Raw genomic sequence first — 16,050 nt, 5'->3', positions numbered from 1 at the left:
CGGTGGCCGCTTCAGCAGCACTCAGCGGGTACCCGCGACGACAGGCACACTGTCCCCTGCCGCATTGGTGTAACTTAGGACGCCTTGAGCAGGGTCTGGCAAGGTAGTGATGGTGATACTCGCCACCACGCCATCGATGTCGCTGGCAATCAGCGGGACGGCGATAGCTGTACCTTCTGGGGTGCTGATAGCGCCATCGGTTGCCACAGGGCATCATTCACATCATTGACTGTAATCTCAACGGTGGCTGGCGCTGATATGGCACCATCATCGTCGGTGGTGCTGAATTGGATGTTGCTGACTCGTCCGTTGAAGTTCGGCGCAGGAGTGAACATAACACTGGTGATTTGGTCAGCGGTTAATACGGTACCTGGCGTGAGTTCAACCGTTTGTCCATTATCTTCATAGCTCAGTACCCCTTGATTGGCAGGCGGTACTTGCAATACGGTGACACTCACAACCGTGCCATCGATGTCAGCGCCTATGAGCGGCACAGACACCGCGGTGTCTTCATCGGTCGTCAGACTTTGATCGTCAGCCGTTGGCGGGGTATTCACGTCAGTGACGTTGACCGTCACGGTGGCAGACGCTGAGTCTAGGCCATCATCGTCTGTGGCGATAAAGTCAATGGCCTCTACCGCACCATTGAAATTCTCAGTTGGGGTAAAGAGGACGGTGGCCGCTTCAGCAGCACTCAGCGGGGTGCCGGCAACGACAGGCACACTGTCCCCTGCCGCATTGGTGTAACTTAGGACGCCTTGAGCAGGGTCTGGCAAGGTAGTGATGGTGATACTCGCCACCACGCCATCGATGTCGCTGGCAATCAGCGGGACGGCGATAGCTGTACCTTCTGCGGTGCTGATAGCGCCATCGGTTGCCACAGGGGCATCATTCACATCATTGACTGTAATCTCAACGGTGGCTGGCGCTGATATGGCGCCATCATCGTCGGTAGTGCTGAATTGGATGTCACTAACCGCACCATTAAAGTCAGGTGCTGGGGTAAAGGTAACCGTCTCAGCTTCCGCTGCACTTAGGGTGGTATTTGGGGTAATCTCAACCACTTGTCCACCTGCACGGGTATAGCTCAGTACCCCTTGATTGGCAGGCGGTACTTGCAATACGGTGACACTCACAACCGTGCCATCGATGTCAGCGCCTATGAGCGGCACAGACACCGCGGTGTCTTCATCGGTCGTCAGACTTTGATCGTCAGCCGTTGGCGGGGTATTCACGTCAGTGACGTTGACCGTCACGGTGGCAGACGCTGAGTCTAGGCCATCATCGTCTGTGGCGATAAAGTCAATGGCCTCTACCGCACCATTGAAATTCTCAGTTGGGGTAAAGAGGACGGTGGCCGCTTCAGCAGCACTCAGCGGGGTGCCGGCAACGACAGGCACACTGTCCCCTGCCGCATTGGTGTAACTTAGGACGCCTTGAGCAGGGTCTGGCAAGGTAGTGATGGTGATACTCGCCACCACGCCATCGATGTCGCTGGCAATCAGCGGGACGGCGATAGCTGTACCTTCTGGGGTGCTGATAGCGCCATCGGTTGCCACAGGGGCATCATTCACATCATTGACTGTAATCTCAACGGTGGCTGGCGCTGATATGGCACCATCATCGTCGGTGGTGCTGAATTGGATGTCACTAACCGCACCATTAAAGTCAGGTGCTGGGGTAAAGGTAACCGTCTCAGCTTCCGCTGCACTTAGGGTGGTATTTGGGGTAATCTCAACCACTTGTCCACCTGCACGGGTATAGCTCAGTACCCCTTGATTGGCAGGCGGCACTTGCAGTACCGTGACACTTACAACCGTACCATCGATGTCAGCGCCTATTAGCGACACAGCCACTGCCGTGTCTTCATCAGTGCTCAGGCTTTGGTCGTCAACCGTTGGCGGGGTATTCACGTCAGTCACGGTTAATGTCACGGTGGCAGGCGCTGAGTCTAGGCCATCATTGTCGGTGGCGATGAAGTCAATGTCGTCTACCACACCATTGAAGTTCTCAGTTGGGGTAAAGAGCACGGTGGCAGCTTCAGCAGCACTCAGCGAAGTGCCGGCAACAACAGGCACACTGTCCCCTGCTGCATTGGTATAACTTAAGACGCCTTGGACAGCATCTGGCAAAGTGGTGAGGGTGATGCTCTCAACCACGCCATCCATGTCACTGGCAATCAGCGGTACGGCGATAGCTGTACCTTCTGGGGTGCTGATAGCGCCATCGGTTGCCACAGGGGCATCATTCACAGGTGCTATGACATTGTCATCCCCTCTTCCACTTAACGCCGCAGCTATACCCGCTAGGCCTAATGTAGCTGCAGCAGGTATCCACCAAGGAATAGCAGCGGCTATATAATCCTGTCCACCCAAAGCTTGCCCTTCAACGTCGCCCACTTCTAATTGCGTGACGTAGTCATACGTCTCACCTGTATCTGGTATGTAGTAGTAGTACTCACCATCTTCAGCAATACCAACTAAAGCACTATCTGGATCATCATAAAAACCTTCAATAATAAGGTCGCTCTCTTGTCCTTCTTTTTCAAACGACACATGTAAATCATTTTTAATACGCTTAGTAATAATATGATTAGGCGCATAACCAATGGAAGTATCGTGAAACTCATAGTTCACTTGTCCCTCCAGCAGCAATAACAGTTGGTACTCCGTCCTTGGTGATGATTTGTACTTGGCTGACAGTTTGAGTGGCATTATTGGTTTTGACAACGATAGTATTCATAGTCGATTTACCTTTTATTTTTCTAAATCAAAAAATTCTTTTAAGAGATTTATGTATTCATAATAGTCACTAGCGACAACCGCTTAGATCTAAGCTAGTACTCATTTTTTAGGGCTTACTTAGTAGTCAAGCGTTCTTCAACTATCGCTATGACACGGCGGTTGAGTTGTCGACCTTCGGCACTATCGTTACTGGCTCTTGGTTGCAGTTCTCCATAACCAATGGCATTTACACGTTCTGCTGGAATATTAAAGTTTTCAATCAATACTTCTTGCACTGCATTGACTCGGCGCTGTGACAAGTCCTGATTATAGTCATCGCTACCACGACTATCAGTGTGTCCCTCAATGGTGGCAACCGTATTGGGGTACTGAGTCAAAAACTCTGCTAACTCAACTATTTTTGAATAATAGTCTTGTCGCACTATGGCTTTGTCTGTCTCAAATAATACTTCAAGATCAATCGTTACTTTTTCTGCTAAGACAGGCGCTGGGATATTGACAGGAATTACCATTGGTATCGCTTGCGGTTTGAGTACAACAGGCGTGGGACAATTAGGAATTACGCGGCTAATTTGATGAGACTGATAACGTTTGTTTTTTAGCAATTGCATAGCACTTTCAGCAGTAACCTGTTTCAGGTTGCTTTGCCCTGTTTCTGCCATATCGACATAAAAAAGTAAGTCTGACCACCAGCAAGCTCAAAGTCTTTTTTGTTTGCAAGTAAATCATTGTTCTTAAATCCTGTTGCATGAGCACTTAGCTGATTAGTACCTATACAAGAATTCACTACCGTATAGTTGCCTTGTTGCAAGCTCACCTGAAATCTATTGTTTATAGCGATATTGGCACTAGTTTGCTCAGAGTAACTGTCATTACTTCTAACAAATACCAGTCTCGTTTGATCGGTAGGTGCTTTTTTTGCTAATAGACTGTCAATGTTAGCGTCTACTTGTTTGTTCCACATCACACCATCGATACGGCGACTGTCACCACTATTATCAACACCAGTCACAGTACAAGAAGGTAAGCCAAATAAAGCTATTGGCAAAATGAGAGCAATCATATTTTTATTAAATAACTTATCCATAGTTTTATCCTGACTTCTTGTATTATTTGGTTGTTGATACTTTATTGGCAACGAAAACACATGTTAATCAAAAGCTTATTAATTCCATTTATTCTTATAAATCTGTAATTAAAGAACTTTAGTTCTATACTCTCTATAGTATAGCAAACTAACAAAGCTTAGTTAGCTGCTCATAACCTGTTTTCAACCATTCATCACGTTTTACTAAGCTAATTGTGATGAAATCAAAAATTAATGGTTTATTTTTTAATACCTTAGCTCACACTCATCTTTTAACTATTGCGGCTTCAGGTTGTTTGAAAATAATTCATTTCTCTTCTATAGCGATACAGACCTCACAAATCTATATCGATGCACAAATAAAAAACCACCCTCACTATTCAAGTTAGGGTGGTTTTTTTGGTTTGAAATACTCTTTTATAAAGAAGTAAGATCTATGCAAGTATACGAATTTTAGTTTTATTAGACGATGTTATTGAGATTAGATCTTACTGTCATAATTGCATTTTATTATAGTCTTACCGCTGTCGTCACTCATTTTTACTGCAGCCAATCAGTCACTGCTTGTTTAAAACTAGGGCGTGCCACAATTGCATTTTTCCAACGCTCAAAATGTGCATACTGCGCAAAAGGATAGCCTACTCTACCTAAAACAACCAGTTGCGGAATCCAAGTAATATCCGCCAATGAAAAGGCGTCGCCAACTAGCCAATCATGATCTTTGAGACGTACGTCCATTTTTGCAAAACAGTCGTCAAGAACTGCGGTTGCCTTATCAATATCCTCTTGACTAAAACCATGTGTGCTACGATGCTCATGAAACGCTAACAGTGCTTTGTCGTAAGTTTGGTTTTTTCGGTATTCTATTAGTTCTTCTTCGCTAAGACCCGTGGCACTTAATTTATAATACATATAAGTTTTTATAGACAGATGATTATCTTTTGCCATATGCATCCAATCATACATGGCCTGCATTTCGGCTTCAGTATCAGGACGCAACGAGTTTGGTTCATAGATGGTGTCTAAATAATCAATGATATCGGTCGAATCAATAATAACCACACCCTCATCTACCAAGGTTGGTACCACACCATTAGGGTTGATTCCTAGATATTCTTTGCTACGCTGTTCACCTTTAGATAGGTCAATAAGATGGCTTGTCCACTCTAGCTGCTTCTCTGCTAATGCAATCCTTACGCGCATGGCACAGTTGGAAAATGGCGCGTGATACAAATGTAAACCTTCGAATTTGGTAACGGATTTATTTGTAGGCGTAATCATAGGCATAGCAGTCTTCCTTACATTTTGCATTACATCAAAGAGCGTTCAAATAATATCTAGCTTGAGTATGCGCAGTCTTATTAATTGTTAAAGTACTCAGTCCAGCTCATATGTTCGCGCCCCACTACCTTGGCAAAATCGCTTTGGTTGTGCATAGCACCTATTGCTATTTGCTCGTAAATACCAGCGATCACTGTACCGATAAACTCGCCTAGTTCATCAATACGGTCTTGTTTGAACGCCTCCACGGTCATATAGCGATAACTAAGCGTTGTACCAAACCTGTCATTCAAGTACTGAGTGAGCTGCTGCTGGGTAATAGGTTCACCATTTAAATTATAAGTATTGGCATCGTGCTGAGCGTTAATTAGCATTTGGCTATAAGCGACAGCCAATTCCTCATGAGCGGTATAGCCACACTTGCCCTCACCTGCACAGTTAGCAATCTCACCCTGCGCCTTATAGCTATCGATATAATCCACATCAGGCTCGATATAGATACCATTGCGGCCTATCACCCAATTGAGACCACTATCTTTGATATCTTGTTCTGTTTGCTGATTACTCTTCACAATCGGCGCAAACGCAGTTTGAGTACTAGAACCCTGAATACTGGTATACACGATTTTTTTCACACCATTTTTTTCGCAGACTCAATGACATTGCGGTGCTGATCAATACGCTTAGCAGGCTCATCCATACTAGACACCAGTAAAACGCTATCTATACCTTGTAATGAATTCTCAAGCTGTTGTACATCATCATAATCACCTGCTCTGACCTCGATACCATACGGCTTAGTCAAAAACTCATCTTTGGCAGGAGTGCGTGCCAGCGCTACTATGTCTTTTGCGGCGTGCGCCTGTAGGAGATTCTCAATAATGGCAGACCCTAGTTTTCCATTGGCGGCTGTAACTGCGATTTTCATAGTGCACCTCTTTGATTCGCTTAACTAGAATGAAAGTCGATTAAGGTTTATCTATTAACCCTAATCGGCTTACTGGTTTGCAACTGATTGAAATTGCTGTTTATTTCAAACTAATCTACTAAAGTATAGCGATTCATTGCCATCGTCTTTAAATCTATACTGCCCATAAATTCAGCTGCCATAGGTGTTTTAGTAAAACTTGTCATGGAAACATCCGCATCCGCTAACGTTTCCCAATGCACCACAACCACCCATTCGCCGTTTTCACCCATTGCTGACTCACGAGATACAAAGCCTTTTGTTTTGCCACATGATTGACCTCAACGCTATGATCAAGAACGGCAAAGTCATCGTAAGAGATACTTGGTTTAAGTTTGAAAGAGGCAATCTCAATCACTTTAGCCGTTGCTGGTTCGACTCGATGAGTTAACGCAGATCCAAGAGTTTGAGCCAAATTTAGCTCATTTTGATTACACAATTTTGGCAAATAATTATCAGGTGGGGGTGTTCTTAACATAGGTAATGCAAAAAATTAGCGCACAAGTGGCCTCGTTTCGCTTAAACATACTGCCTTCTCGCAAGCCTAATATTGAGCAACTCCAGCAACATAATGTTGATGTTGTCGCGGCTACTGATATTTTTAGAACGTCCTAGAATCTGTTGAGTATTCCTACATCACTGCTTACGTCCTCCTTTACAACCTCGTCGACAATATTTTGACATCAACAGTCATTAAAAATGTCAATATGATATTAAACTAACCTTCAGTTATCGTAAAATCATTAGGTGTGAAGCTAGCAATATTGTTTTTAAGTTATTGAATTATTTAACAATATAATAAGTCAAGTGATATGAACTAATCTGATGCTTGCATAGCGAGATTTTTGGGTTCTCTTTAATGTTTTTATAAAAACGAAGGTTGAATAATGAGGTAAAACAATCTAATAATAGGGTTATAAGTTCTAAACATTTATCTAGCGACTTATATCCACTATTTTTAGGAAATTAATACAATGACGTATAAAAATGTAACTGTCGCTGGAAGCGGCATCCTAGGCTATCAAATTGCTTTTCAGGCCGCATTTCATGGTTTTAATGTCAGTGTCTACGATATCAATGATGAGGTTTTAGAAAAAGCAAAGTCAAAATTTCAATTGATGTGCAAGGCTTTTAGAAAGGATCTGAGGGCAACTCAAGAGCAATTGGATAAGGCTTTTGACAATCTCAGCTACACCTCAGACTTAGCAGAAGCGGTCAAAGATGCTGATCTAATGATTGAAGCCATTCCCGAGATTCCTGAAATTAAAATCGAATTTTACGAAAAACTTGCCAAACTAGCGCCAGAGAAAACCATCTTTGCGACCAATACCTCTACCTTACTTCCTAGTCAGTTTGCAGAATCAACGGGACGACCTGCGCAGTTTTTAGCGCTACACTTTGCCAATAAAATTTGGATGCATAACGTCGCCGAAATCATGGGACATCCTGGGACAGATCCTAAAGTATTTGATGAGGTTGTTGCTTTTGCTACTGCCATCGGTATGGTGGCAATGCCGCTGGATAAGGAGCAACCCGGCTATATCATGAACAGTTTGTTGGCGCCTTTTATAGATGCAGCTTTGCAATTGGTTGCAAAAGAGGTTGCCGATCCACATACGATAGATAAAACGTGGATGATAGTAACTGGCGCGCCGTCAGGTCCCTTTGCCATATTGGACACTATCGGTATCCACACTGCCTACAACATCACCAAACTATCTGCTGAAAAAACTCAAAATCCTGCGAGGTTTAAAGCTGCTCAATATTTAAAAGAGCAATTAATCGATCAAAACAAACTAGGATTCGCGACTGGTGAAGGATTTTATACGTATCCAAACCCAGCCTTTATGCGCCCTGAGTTTTTAAAATAATAAATAGCTTTCAAACTGGCTCCAAAACACAAAAGGCCATTCAAGCTGTATATTGCATCGCTTGAATGGCCTTGTCAGTCGCGCATTTTATCTAACTAAATATCTTAATATTAGGATTTACTTTCGGTGATGACTATCCAAACCTATCTAAGTTATGTTTGTTCACTAAAAGAAAAGTCATATCGCGTCAATGCAACGATCTCAATTGGCACTGCATACTTCCAAGGCATACCGCCCGTACAATAGAACTGGCCATCTTCAAAAGCCACAATGCGAGATGTGAAGTCATTACCTACCTGATCTTTTAGAGCATTCTCATCACTCTCATCACTTACAGCACACCATATACTTTGATGACCGTCCTCAAGCATTGAACGAGTTAGTTCGCTTCCAACAATTACCGTATCCATGTTGTTACTCCTATTCAATGACAATGATTAGTAAGCTAAACAAGTGGCTTCATAACAGCAATTACTTGAGCATCTTCGAACTTGTTTTATCTATCGTTGCAAAATATTAGTGGCTAGACAGATGAGCTTATAAATAGATAGTACAGATGTATTGTCAACTAGAACAAGAAGTTGTAGACAGATGGTAGATTTTCGTGCATAGGCTGCAAAACTAATCTGCATGCAGAGTATAACAGTCATTCTATTAATAGTAAGTTATAGCTCCACATCATCTTGAGTAAGCGCCACTCTCTTTACTGAGACAGCATGTTCCCATAGCTCACCTTTATCACAAACGAACTGGTCGTTATTGAAAGCTACAATAGGAACCAATAATTCGTAGTAACCATTATCTATGGTTGCTACAGCATAATCATCGCTAACGTTGCTGACAGCACACCATACATAGTTGCAGACATTTTCCAAGATTGCTTTGGTTAACTCACTGCCTTGTAATTCAGCAATCATCTTCAGGCTCCAATATCTATCAAGTTAATCTATTACTTTATAGATAAATTCGGTTTTTGCAATATATCTGTATAACTCATAAGTTCTCGAAATACGCTTAACTCACTTCGAGCAGATTTTTTATAGTTATAATTTATACTCAAACTATTCAAAGATATTTTTAATCTTATGCTCGATATACTGTCTTTTCGGTATGATAAATCGGCTTTGATTTATGCTATAAAAGACTGCTTAATCGATGCTCGTTAACGCTTTACTAACATCTAAGAAATTGACAGCGGGGGCAGCTTATACTACCCTTTATCACTCATTCACTTTATTAATCTTACTTCTTAAATAGTAAGATCGTTCCGGAGTAATCCCATGCAGTGGACCAAACCAGCTTTTCAAGACATTCGTATCGGTTTCGAAGTGACTATGTATTTCGAAGCCCGTTAAAACTCATTAGCACTCAATCCATTAAAAGCCCTAGATGATTAGGGCTTTTATTTTTTTGGAAATATTGATTTATGTATATTCACGTTTTAGGCTCAGCTGCTGGTGGTGGTTTCCCGCAGTGGAACTGTAACTGCGATAACTGCCACGGCGTGCGTCAAGGCACGATTCAGGCAAAGACCCGTACCCAATCTTCGATTGCCATATCAGAAAATGGTGTGGATTGGATCTTATTCAACGCATCCCCTGATATCCGTCAACAATTATTTGAGTTCAAGGCAGCACAGCCAGCACGTCAATTGAGAGATACAGGCATCACCAATGTGGTGTTGATGGACAGTCAACTTGACCATACGACGGGGCTATTGACCCTGCGTGAAGGTTGTCCAATTCCTGTTTGGTGTACTGACATGGTCTATCAAGATCTAACGACAGGATTTCCTCTCTTTAACATGTTGAAGCACTGGAATGGCGGCTTGCAATACAATCAAATTGATCCAGAAAAAGACGTTTAAGATTGAAGGATTTGACAATTTAGAATTGACGCCTTTAGTGATTAGAAGCTCAGCACCGCCCTACTCCCCGCATCGTAATGATCCGCATGATGGCGATAATATTGCGCTGATTGTAAAAGACTTAAAAACACAAAAACAACTCTTTTATGCGCCAGGTCTCGGTAAGATTGACGATCAAGTGATGCAGATCATGAAACGCTCTGATTGCGTAATGATTGACGGTACGCTATGGACGGACAATGAAATGCAAGAGTGCGGTGTCGGTACGAAAACCGGCCAAGACATGGGGCATTTACATATCAGTGGTGAAGATGGCTCATTGCATTATCTAGACCAGCTCGATAACGCTCGTAAGGTGTTGATCCATATCAATAATACCAACCCGATATTGAACGAACAATCCGAACAGGCCGCGACATTAAAACAACATAATGTTGAAGTAGCATTTGATGGTATGCAGATTGAGCTTTAAGACAAACGGTAAGGCAAAAATAGCAATCGTAAGGTGAGAACAATGCAAGAAGAAAACACAGCGCTAAGCCCAGAAGCGTTTGAACAAGCGATTATGGCTAAGGGTCAGTATTATCATATTTATCATCCCTTTCATATCATGATGCATGAAGGCAAAGCGACCCAGCAGCAGATCCAAGCGTGGGTCGCCAACCGTTTTTATTATCAGATCAATATCCCATTGAAAGACGCGGCCATTATGGCAAACTGTCCCGATCAGCGCGTGCGTCAAGAATGGATCCAGCGCATGATTGATCAAGATGGCGTCTATCCTGACGGCGGCGGCCGTGAAGCATGGTTGGGTCTGGCAGAGGCAGTTGGTTTGACTCGTGAGCAGGTGATTTCTGAAGAGCTAGTCCTACCGGGTGTGCGTTTTGCCGTGGATGCCTATGTGAACTTTGCGCGGCGCACCTCATGGCGAGAAGCCGCCAGTAGCTCACTGACTGAGCTGTTTGCCCCTCAGATTCACCAGTCACGTTTAGAGTCTTGGCCCAAGCATTACCCTTGGATAAAGGAGCAAGGCTATACCTATTTCCGCTCACGCTTGAGTCAAGCGCGCCGCGATGTTGAGCATGGTCTGACTATCACACTCGACTCGTTTAAGACAGCCGAGCAACAAGAGCGAATGCTAGAGATATTGCAGTTTAAGCTCGATATCTTATGGACGATCTTGGATGCATTGAGCTTGGCCTATGTGCATAACCAAGCCCCTTACCAAAGCGTTACCACTGACAATGTCTGGCATAAAGGATTGTTCAAATGAGTATACCTGCTAGTTTACCTGAGCTGGATCAATCCATCGTACCGGTATGGCGTCACGGCTATCGCTTTCAATTTGAGCCAGCGCAAAATGCCTATGTCTTGCTCTACCCTGAGGGTATGATTAAGCTCAATGACAGTGCCAGCATCATTGGGCAACATATTGATGGTCAAGCGTCCATTGCTGATATTATCCAAAAGGTGCAAGCTATGTTTGGCGATATTCCTGAAATCGAACAAGACATCATTGAATATATGCTGGTCGCCCAGCGTGAACATTGGATTGATTTAGTATGAATACGCCAGTCGGGCTACCGCTATGGCTGCTTGCTGAGCTGACCTATCGCTGCCCCTTACAATGCCCTTATTGCTCAAACCCTATCGATTACGCTCAGTATAAAGAGGAGCTAACGACAGAGGAATGGTTTGATGTGTTTGATCAGGCGCGGCAAATGGGCGCGGTGCAGCTTGGTTTTTCTGGCGGTGAACCACTGGTTCGTCAAGACCTAGAAGAACTGGTCGCTTATGCGCACAATCAAGGTTTTTATACTAACTTGATCACGTCGGGTATGGGGCTTACTGAGGTTAGAATTGCGCGTTTAAAAGAAGCAGGTCTTCAGCATATTCAAATTAGCTTTCAAGCCAGTGATCCAACGGTCAACAATGCCTTGGCAGGCTCGAAACATGCCTTTGAACAAAAGTATGAGATGTCACGTCTGGTTAAGCAATACGACTATCCGATGGTGCTCAATTTTGTCATTCATCGGCAAAACATCGATGAGATTGATCAGATTATTGATCTCTGCTTAGAGCTGGAAGCCGACACGGTTGAGCTGGCTATTTGTCAGTTTTATGGTTGGGCGTTTGAGAACATAGAGGGTTTGCTACCAACCAAAGCGCAAGTGGTCCGAGCTGAACGCATTACCAATGAATACCGTAAGCAGATTGAAGAACGTGGTATCAAATGCAAACTTATTTTTGTGGTGCCTGATTATTATGAAGAACGTCCAAAGCCCTGTATGGATGGCTGGGGCAAGATTTTCTTAACAGTGGCACCAGACGGTACAGCCCTACCTTGCCATGCTGCCAGACAAATGCCAATACAGTTTCCTAATGTACGACATACACCACTGTCGGATATATGGTATGAGTCTGCGAGCTTCAATCAGTTTCGCGGTGATGACTGGATGCCCGATATATGCCAAAGCTGCCCAGATAAAGAACGCGATTATGGCGGCTGCCGTTGCCAAGCGTTTATGCTAACTGGGGATGCCAAAAACGCCGATCCTGTCTGTGGCAAATCGCCTTATCACTACCTGATTGAAGAGGCACGTATCAACAGCGAGACGCCTGTACCTTTTGAAGAACTGCGCTTTCGCAATCCAAAGAATTCTAAATCACTGAGTAACAAGCAGCTGAATAAAGACAAATTGATTCCTACTCGTATGGTAACAGGTGAAATATGAATGCTAATACTAAGCCTGTGATATTTGATGGACATAACGATCTGTTGACCCGCCTTTGGCTAAGTTCAGCTGCCGATCCGGTACATGACTTTATTTATGGCACGCTACCAGGGCATTTGGACTTACAACGTTGCAAAGACGCGAACTGGATGGGCGGATTATTTTCTATATTTTTACCGCCCTATGCTTATGTGAAAAACAACCATCCTGAAAAACTATCTGACCCCTCAAATTCGGATTTTACTCCGCAAGAAATCGTCGATATCTGCTGCACACAATTGAAACTAGCCCAGCAACTAGAGGCAAGATCTGACGGTCAGATTCAGATTTGCACCTCATTAAAACAAATCCAAGCCTGTCAACAGAATAAGCAACTGGCCATTGTATTGCATTTGGAAGGTGCTGAGTTTTTAGCCATACAGCCTGACCTGCTTGATATGTTTTATGAGGCAGGCCTCAGAAGCATTGGCCCACTATGGAATAGAAAGAGCCTCTTCGGTGATGGCTTAAATGCGTCTTTTCCGCATTCTCCCGATACAGGATCTGGGCTCACGACTCAAGGTAAAGACCTCATTCTTAAGTGCAGTGAAAAGCAGATGCTGATCGACGTGTCGCATATGAATGAACGCGCTTTTTGGGATACGCTAGAGATTGCCTGCCAGCCTATTGTTGCGACACACTCCAATTCGCATGCTCTATGTCAGCAAGCACGGAACTTAACCGATCAGCAGCTGGCTGCTATTAAACAAAGCGACGGTATGGTTGGGGTGAATTTCGATGTGGCATTTCTTCGTGCAGATGGGCAACGTAATACGCAAACTTCGCTTGATGTGATTGTCGATCATCTTGATTATTTAATTGACCATCTAGGCGAAGATCATGTTGGTTTTGGCTCTGATTTTGATGGTTGCCTACTACCTGATAAGCTATCTGATATCAGTCAAATCTCCATGTTGATTGAGCGGATGCAACAACGTAACTTCTCAAATCAACTGATTGAAAAGGTGACGTCAAAAAACTGGTTTACGGTGCTTGATAAGATATGGCAATAGTTAAAAGAGTCATCAAGCAATCACCGTATAGGGACTGCTGTTTTGCTCATCTGATTAAATAGGATAATAATTAGTTTTCGTTTTACCTTAATACTTGCTCTACTCGTTCAATCAAGTATTCTTTGACCGCATTAAACAGTGGATCGATTAATCGCCGTTCTGGGCAAATCAAATATAGTGGATAGTTGGCCACTTGCCAGCCGTCCAACTCCACCTCGACAAGTCTCCCTGCCTTTAAATCGCCGGCTATATCTAACTGAGACTTTAATGCGATGCCTTTACCCGCCACTGCCCAGCGGTGCACAACGTCACCGTCTTTACTTCTACGATTCCCATCCACTGCCACACGTTTAGTCTTGCCCTCTTTTTCAAAGGTCCACTCGCTCAAATACTTTTCATCATGACCCAAACGTAAGCAGTTATGCTGCGACAAATCTTCCGGCATTTTTGGGATACCGATATCCTTATAAATTTTGCTCAAATACTCCTTTGACGCACACAGTATAGGGCGATTATTCAACACTATGGGTAATGCGACCAGTGATGAATCTTTGGGTGCGCCATAACGTAGTGCCAAATCAATCTGCTGACCGTACAAGTCCACATAGCTGTCTGACATATGTAGCTGCACCGTCACTTTTGGGTGAATGTCTATAAAATCGTCCAGCCAAGGCAAAATTAAGTTTCGTCCCAAATCTGATGATGCCGACAGTCGGATGGTACCGGTCAGCTCAGCATCATTGTCATGTAGTCCTGCGTAAGCATTGTCTAAGATAGCCACCGCATCTCGGCAATGCTTCAAATATTGCTCACCCTTGCTAGTTAGACGCAGCCTACAAGTAGAGCGAACAAATAATACCGTCTCGATTTCGGCTTCTAATCGCTTGACCGCTGCACTCACAACGGCAGGCGACAGATCTAAGTGCCGAGCACAGGCAGATAGGCTACCTAAGCGAGCGGTCTCAATAAAAATACGTAAATCCTGCAAATTTTTCATCGTCATGCCTTCGTTCAATTAGCGTCTAACTTAGCAACCACCATCGCTTGCTGCTGCTAGCCTCATCATTATATAAAAATTATTGAAACTGTTTCTCTAAACCTGCTGATTATCAAAATCATTAATTATAGTAGTATGCACCTATAAGATTTACTCACACATTTGGAGATACACGATGGATACTATAATACGGCCTACAAGCACACAGGTTACTCAACACCATAGCCACCATGATAGAGATAATAAACAAAGCGCACTACAGCAAGCACGCAACTTACCACTACCTTCAAAATCAGACATGCTTAGACGTGCACCATCGGTAGAGCATTTCTGGCATCAAAACAGCCAGTTACTAGAGCAAGCATGGGCAGAGTGGGAAACCACTGAGCATGACTTGCCTGTACTCGATGACTCATTATTTGATCCAACTCTACGTGATGCAGTGACGCAAGCATGGCACACTCCTTCTACGGAGACGGCTGTTAAAAATTTATGGCAAGAGATACTACCTGACGTATACCAAGGACAACTCTTTGATCCAGCACAACTATCAACGCTGCGCCGTTATCTGCAAGCAATCGCAGACGCTAATATCCCAATACGTCCTCCTTATGGTATCGCATTGAACAGTAATGGGGCCATGCTAGATGCGCGCTCGTCAGGCTATTTGGCCACCCCTAATTTTCAGGCGTTTTATCATAAAGTCATGAATCAATATATGCGTCCTATCGCTCGGCTATTATTTGCCAATGTTTATGGCTATGACACTCAGACCTTTGGGTTCTCGATTCAATACCAGCCGACAGGCGACACATCGCTACAACTGCATACTGATGCTTCAGCGGTGACTATGAATATTAACCTAAATCTGCCAGGCGAAGACTTTACTGGATCAGAAGTTGACTTTGTTGATCGCCATTTGGGGCAAACCAAACGTGCCATCTTTAAACCTGGCATGGCGATTATTCATAGAGGCTCGGTGCCGCACGCCGCACATCCAATTACTAGTGGCAAACGTACCAATATGGTGCTTTGGCTGTATGGCGATAATATGCAAATACCACGAGGAGTTGGGCTTAATAGTCATATTGATGCCAATCAACGTTGGACTGCTACGCACAGTCAGCCTGATAATTTCGCACCGTTTTAAGATCAGTTTATGCGTTTAATAAATTTATCAATTGATAAAGTACATTCATTATACGTCCTAATATAGCTAATAAATAACCTTTAAACAGATTAGAAACGCCATATTCTCAAAATAATATTGAAAGTGTTTTCTCTTGTAGTTAGTGGTTCTAATGTATGAACTTTACTATTATGAGTCATCGCTAGGACGGGCTAATCATTCAACTTATCTATGCACGAATAAGGATTGAGTAGCACCGTTTGTTAAATCCGTTTGTATTACCAGCTGACTAAAAAACTGAAACTTACTTTACTTAAGGA

18 protein-coding genes and 1 pseudogene are annotated in these 16,050 nt (G+C 43.6%); 8 read left to right on the top strand and 11 right to left on the bottom strand.

What is annotated here, in order from left to right; translation table 11 throughout:
• Positions 1 to 21 precede the first annotated feature (21 nt).
• From ACOBWA_RS06880 to ACOBWA_RS06845, 8 genes are all read right to left on the bottom strand, one after another.
• Positions 22 to 207: a hypothetical protein gene (locus ACOBWA_RS06880; protein WP_420230613.1), complete on the bottom strand. Its 186-nt coding sequence runs from the start codon at positions 205 to 207 to the stop codon at positions 22 to 24.
• Positions 150 to 2,729 carry a tandem-95 repeat protein gene (locus ACOBWA_RS06875; protein WP_420230612.1) on the bottom strand — a complete coding sequence of 860 codons (2,580 nt, stop codon included), beginning with the start codon at positions 2,727 to 2,729 and terminating at the stop codon, positions 150 to 152. The genes ACOBWA_RS06880 and ACOBWA_RS06875 overlap by 58 nt, the downstream gene beginning before the upstream one ends.
• Before the next feature lie 128 nt (positions 2,730 to 2,857).
• Positions 2,858 to 3,406, bottom strand: a complete 549-nt coding sequence (locus tag ACOBWA_RS06870) for an OmpA family protein (RefSeq protein ID WP_420230611.1) — start codon at positions 3,404 to 3,406, stop codon at positions 2,858 to 2,860.
• Positions 3,379 to 3,831, bottom strand: coding sequence for a hypothetical protein (locus ACOBWA_RS06865; RefSeq protein WP_420230610.1), 453 nt, complete (start codon positions 3,829 to 3,831; stop codon positions 3,379 to 3,381). Before ACOBWA_RS06865 ends, ACOBWA_RS06870 begins: the two co-directional genes overlap by 28 nt.
• A gap of 540 nt (positions 3,832 to 4,371) precedes the next feature.
• Complete coding sequence (locus ACOBWA_RS06860) at positions 4,372 to 5,118, bottom strand: glutathione S-transferase family protein (protein ID WP_420230609.1); 747 nt, start codon at positions 5,116 to 5,118, stop codon at positions 4,372 to 4,374.
• A gap of 74 nt (positions 5,119 to 5,192) precedes the next feature.
• On the bottom strand, positions 5,193 to 5,747 hold the full coding sequence (locus ACOBWA_RS06855; protein ID WP_420230608.1) for a hypothetical protein: 555 nt from the start codon (positions 5,745 to 5,747) through the stop codon (positions 5,193 to 5,195).
• Entirely contained in the window at positions 5,744 to 6,040 is a 297-nt protein-coding gene (locus ACOBWA_RS06850) for an NAD(P)H-binding protein (protein WP_420230607.1), read from the bottom strand. The genes ACOBWA_RS06855 and ACOBWA_RS06850 overlap by 4 nt, the downstream gene beginning before the upstream one ends.
• A gap of 223 nt (positions 6,041 to 6,263) precedes the next feature.
• The gene (locus tag ACOBWA_RS06845; protein WP_420230606.1) at positions 6,264 to 6,494 is read right to left on the bottom strand and encodes a hypothetical protein; all 231 of its coding nucleotides are present in this window, start codon (positions 6,492 to 6,494) and stop codon (positions 6,264 to 6,266) included.
• A gap of 559 nt (positions 6,495 to 7,053) precedes the next feature.
• Here ACOBWA_RS06845 and ACOBWA_RS06840 point away from each other — a divergent pair.
• Complete coding sequence (locus tag ACOBWA_RS06840) at positions 7,054 to 7,950, top strand: 3-hydroxyacyl-CoA dehydrogenase (RefSeq protein ID WP_420230605.1); 897 nt, start codon at positions 7,054 to 7,056, stop codon at positions 7,948 to 7,950.
• 152 nt (positions 7,951 to 8,102) lie between these two features.
• On the opposite strand, the gene ACOBWA_RS06835 is transcribed toward ACOBWA_RS06840, so the two are convergent.
• Positions 8,103 to 8,360, bottom strand: coding sequence for a hypothetical protein (locus ACOBWA_RS06835; protein ID WP_420230604.1), 258 nt, complete (start codon positions 8,358 to 8,360; stop codon positions 8,103 to 8,105).
• Positions 8,361 to 8,615: 255 nt separating this feature from the next.
• Positions 8,616 to 8,867 carry a hypothetical protein gene (locus ACOBWA_RS06830; protein ID WP_420230603.1) on the bottom strand — a complete coding sequence of 84 codons (252 nt, stop codon included), beginning with the start codon at positions 8,865 to 8,867 and terminating at the stop codon, positions 8,616 to 8,618.
• Positions 8,868 to 9,230: 363 nt separating this feature from the next.
• Between ACOBWA_RS06830 and pqqA the strand changes: the two genes are divergently transcribed.
• The 6 genes and pseudogenes from pqqA (at position 9,231) to ACOBWA_RS06800 (ending at position 13,604) form a co-directional block, all read left to right on the top strand.
• The gene (gene pqqA / locus ACOBWA_RS06825; protein ID WP_082894360.1) at positions 9,231 to 9,305 is read left to right on the top strand and encodes a pyrroloquinoline quinone precursor peptide PqqA; all 75 of its coding nucleotides are present in this window, start codon (positions 9,231 to 9,233) and stop codon (positions 9,303 to 9,305) included.
• Positions 9,306 to 9,376: 71 nt separating this feature from the next.
• Positions 9,377 to 10,289: pseudogene (gene pqqB, locus ACOBWA_RS06820) on the top strand (pyrroloquinoline quinone biosynthesis protein PqqB).
• A 42-nt stretch (positions 10,290 to 10,331) separates the two neighbouring features.
• Positions 10,332 to 11,090 (top strand): pyrroloquinoline-quinone synthase PqqC, encoded by a 759-nt coding sequence (gene pqqC / locus ACOBWA_RS06815; protein ID WP_102078380.1) that lies wholly within the window; start codon positions 10,332 to 10,334, stop codon positions 11,088 to 11,090.
• Entirely contained in the window at positions 11,087 to 11,383 is a 297-nt protein-coding gene (pqqD, locus tag ACOBWA_RS06810; protein ID WP_057760106.1) for a pyrroloquinoline quinone biosynthesis peptide chaperone PqqD, read from the top strand. Before pqqC ends, pqqD begins: the two co-directional genes overlap by 4 nt.
• Positions 11,380 to 12,552 (top strand): pyrroloquinoline quinone biosynthesis protein PqqE, encoded by a 1,173-nt coding sequence (gene pqqE / locus ACOBWA_RS06805; protein WP_420230602.1) that lies wholly within the window; start codon positions 11,380 to 11,382, stop codon positions 12,550 to 12,552. Before pqqD ends, pqqE begins: the two co-directional genes overlap by 4 nt.
• Complete coding sequence (locus tag ACOBWA_RS06800; protein ID WP_420230601.1) at positions 12,549 to 13,604, top strand: dipeptidase; 1,056 nt, start codon at positions 12,549 to 12,551, stop codon at positions 13,602 to 13,604. Before pqqE ends, ACOBWA_RS06800 begins: the two co-directional genes overlap by 4 nt.
• Positions 13,605 to 13,686: 82 nt before the next feature.
• Here ACOBWA_RS06800 and ACOBWA_RS06795 read toward each other — a convergent pair whose 3' ends face one another.
• Positions 13,687 to 14,601, bottom strand: a complete 915-nt coding sequence (locus tag ACOBWA_RS06795; RefSeq protein ID WP_420230600.1) for a LysR family transcriptional regulator — start codon at positions 14,599 to 14,601, stop codon at positions 13,687 to 13,689.
• Between the two features lie 175 nt (positions 14,602 to 14,776).
• Between ACOBWA_RS06795 and ACOBWA_RS06790 the strand changes: the two genes are divergently transcribed.
• A complete protein-coding gene (locus ACOBWA_RS06790) occupies positions 14,777 to 15,751 on the top strand; it encodes a hypothetical protein (protein ID WP_420230599.1) in 975 nt (324 codons plus the stop codon).
• The last annotated feature ends 299 nt before the right edge of the window (positions 15,752 to 16,050 follow it).

Origin of the sequence: Psychrobacter sp. ER1 (assembly GCF_048631835.1) — a bacterium.
Taxonomy (GTDB): domain Bacteria; phylum Pseudomonadota; class Gammaproteobacteria; order Pseudomonadales; family Moraxellaceae; genus Psychrobacter.
This window is presented reverse-complemented; position numbering and strand designations above follow the sequence as displayed.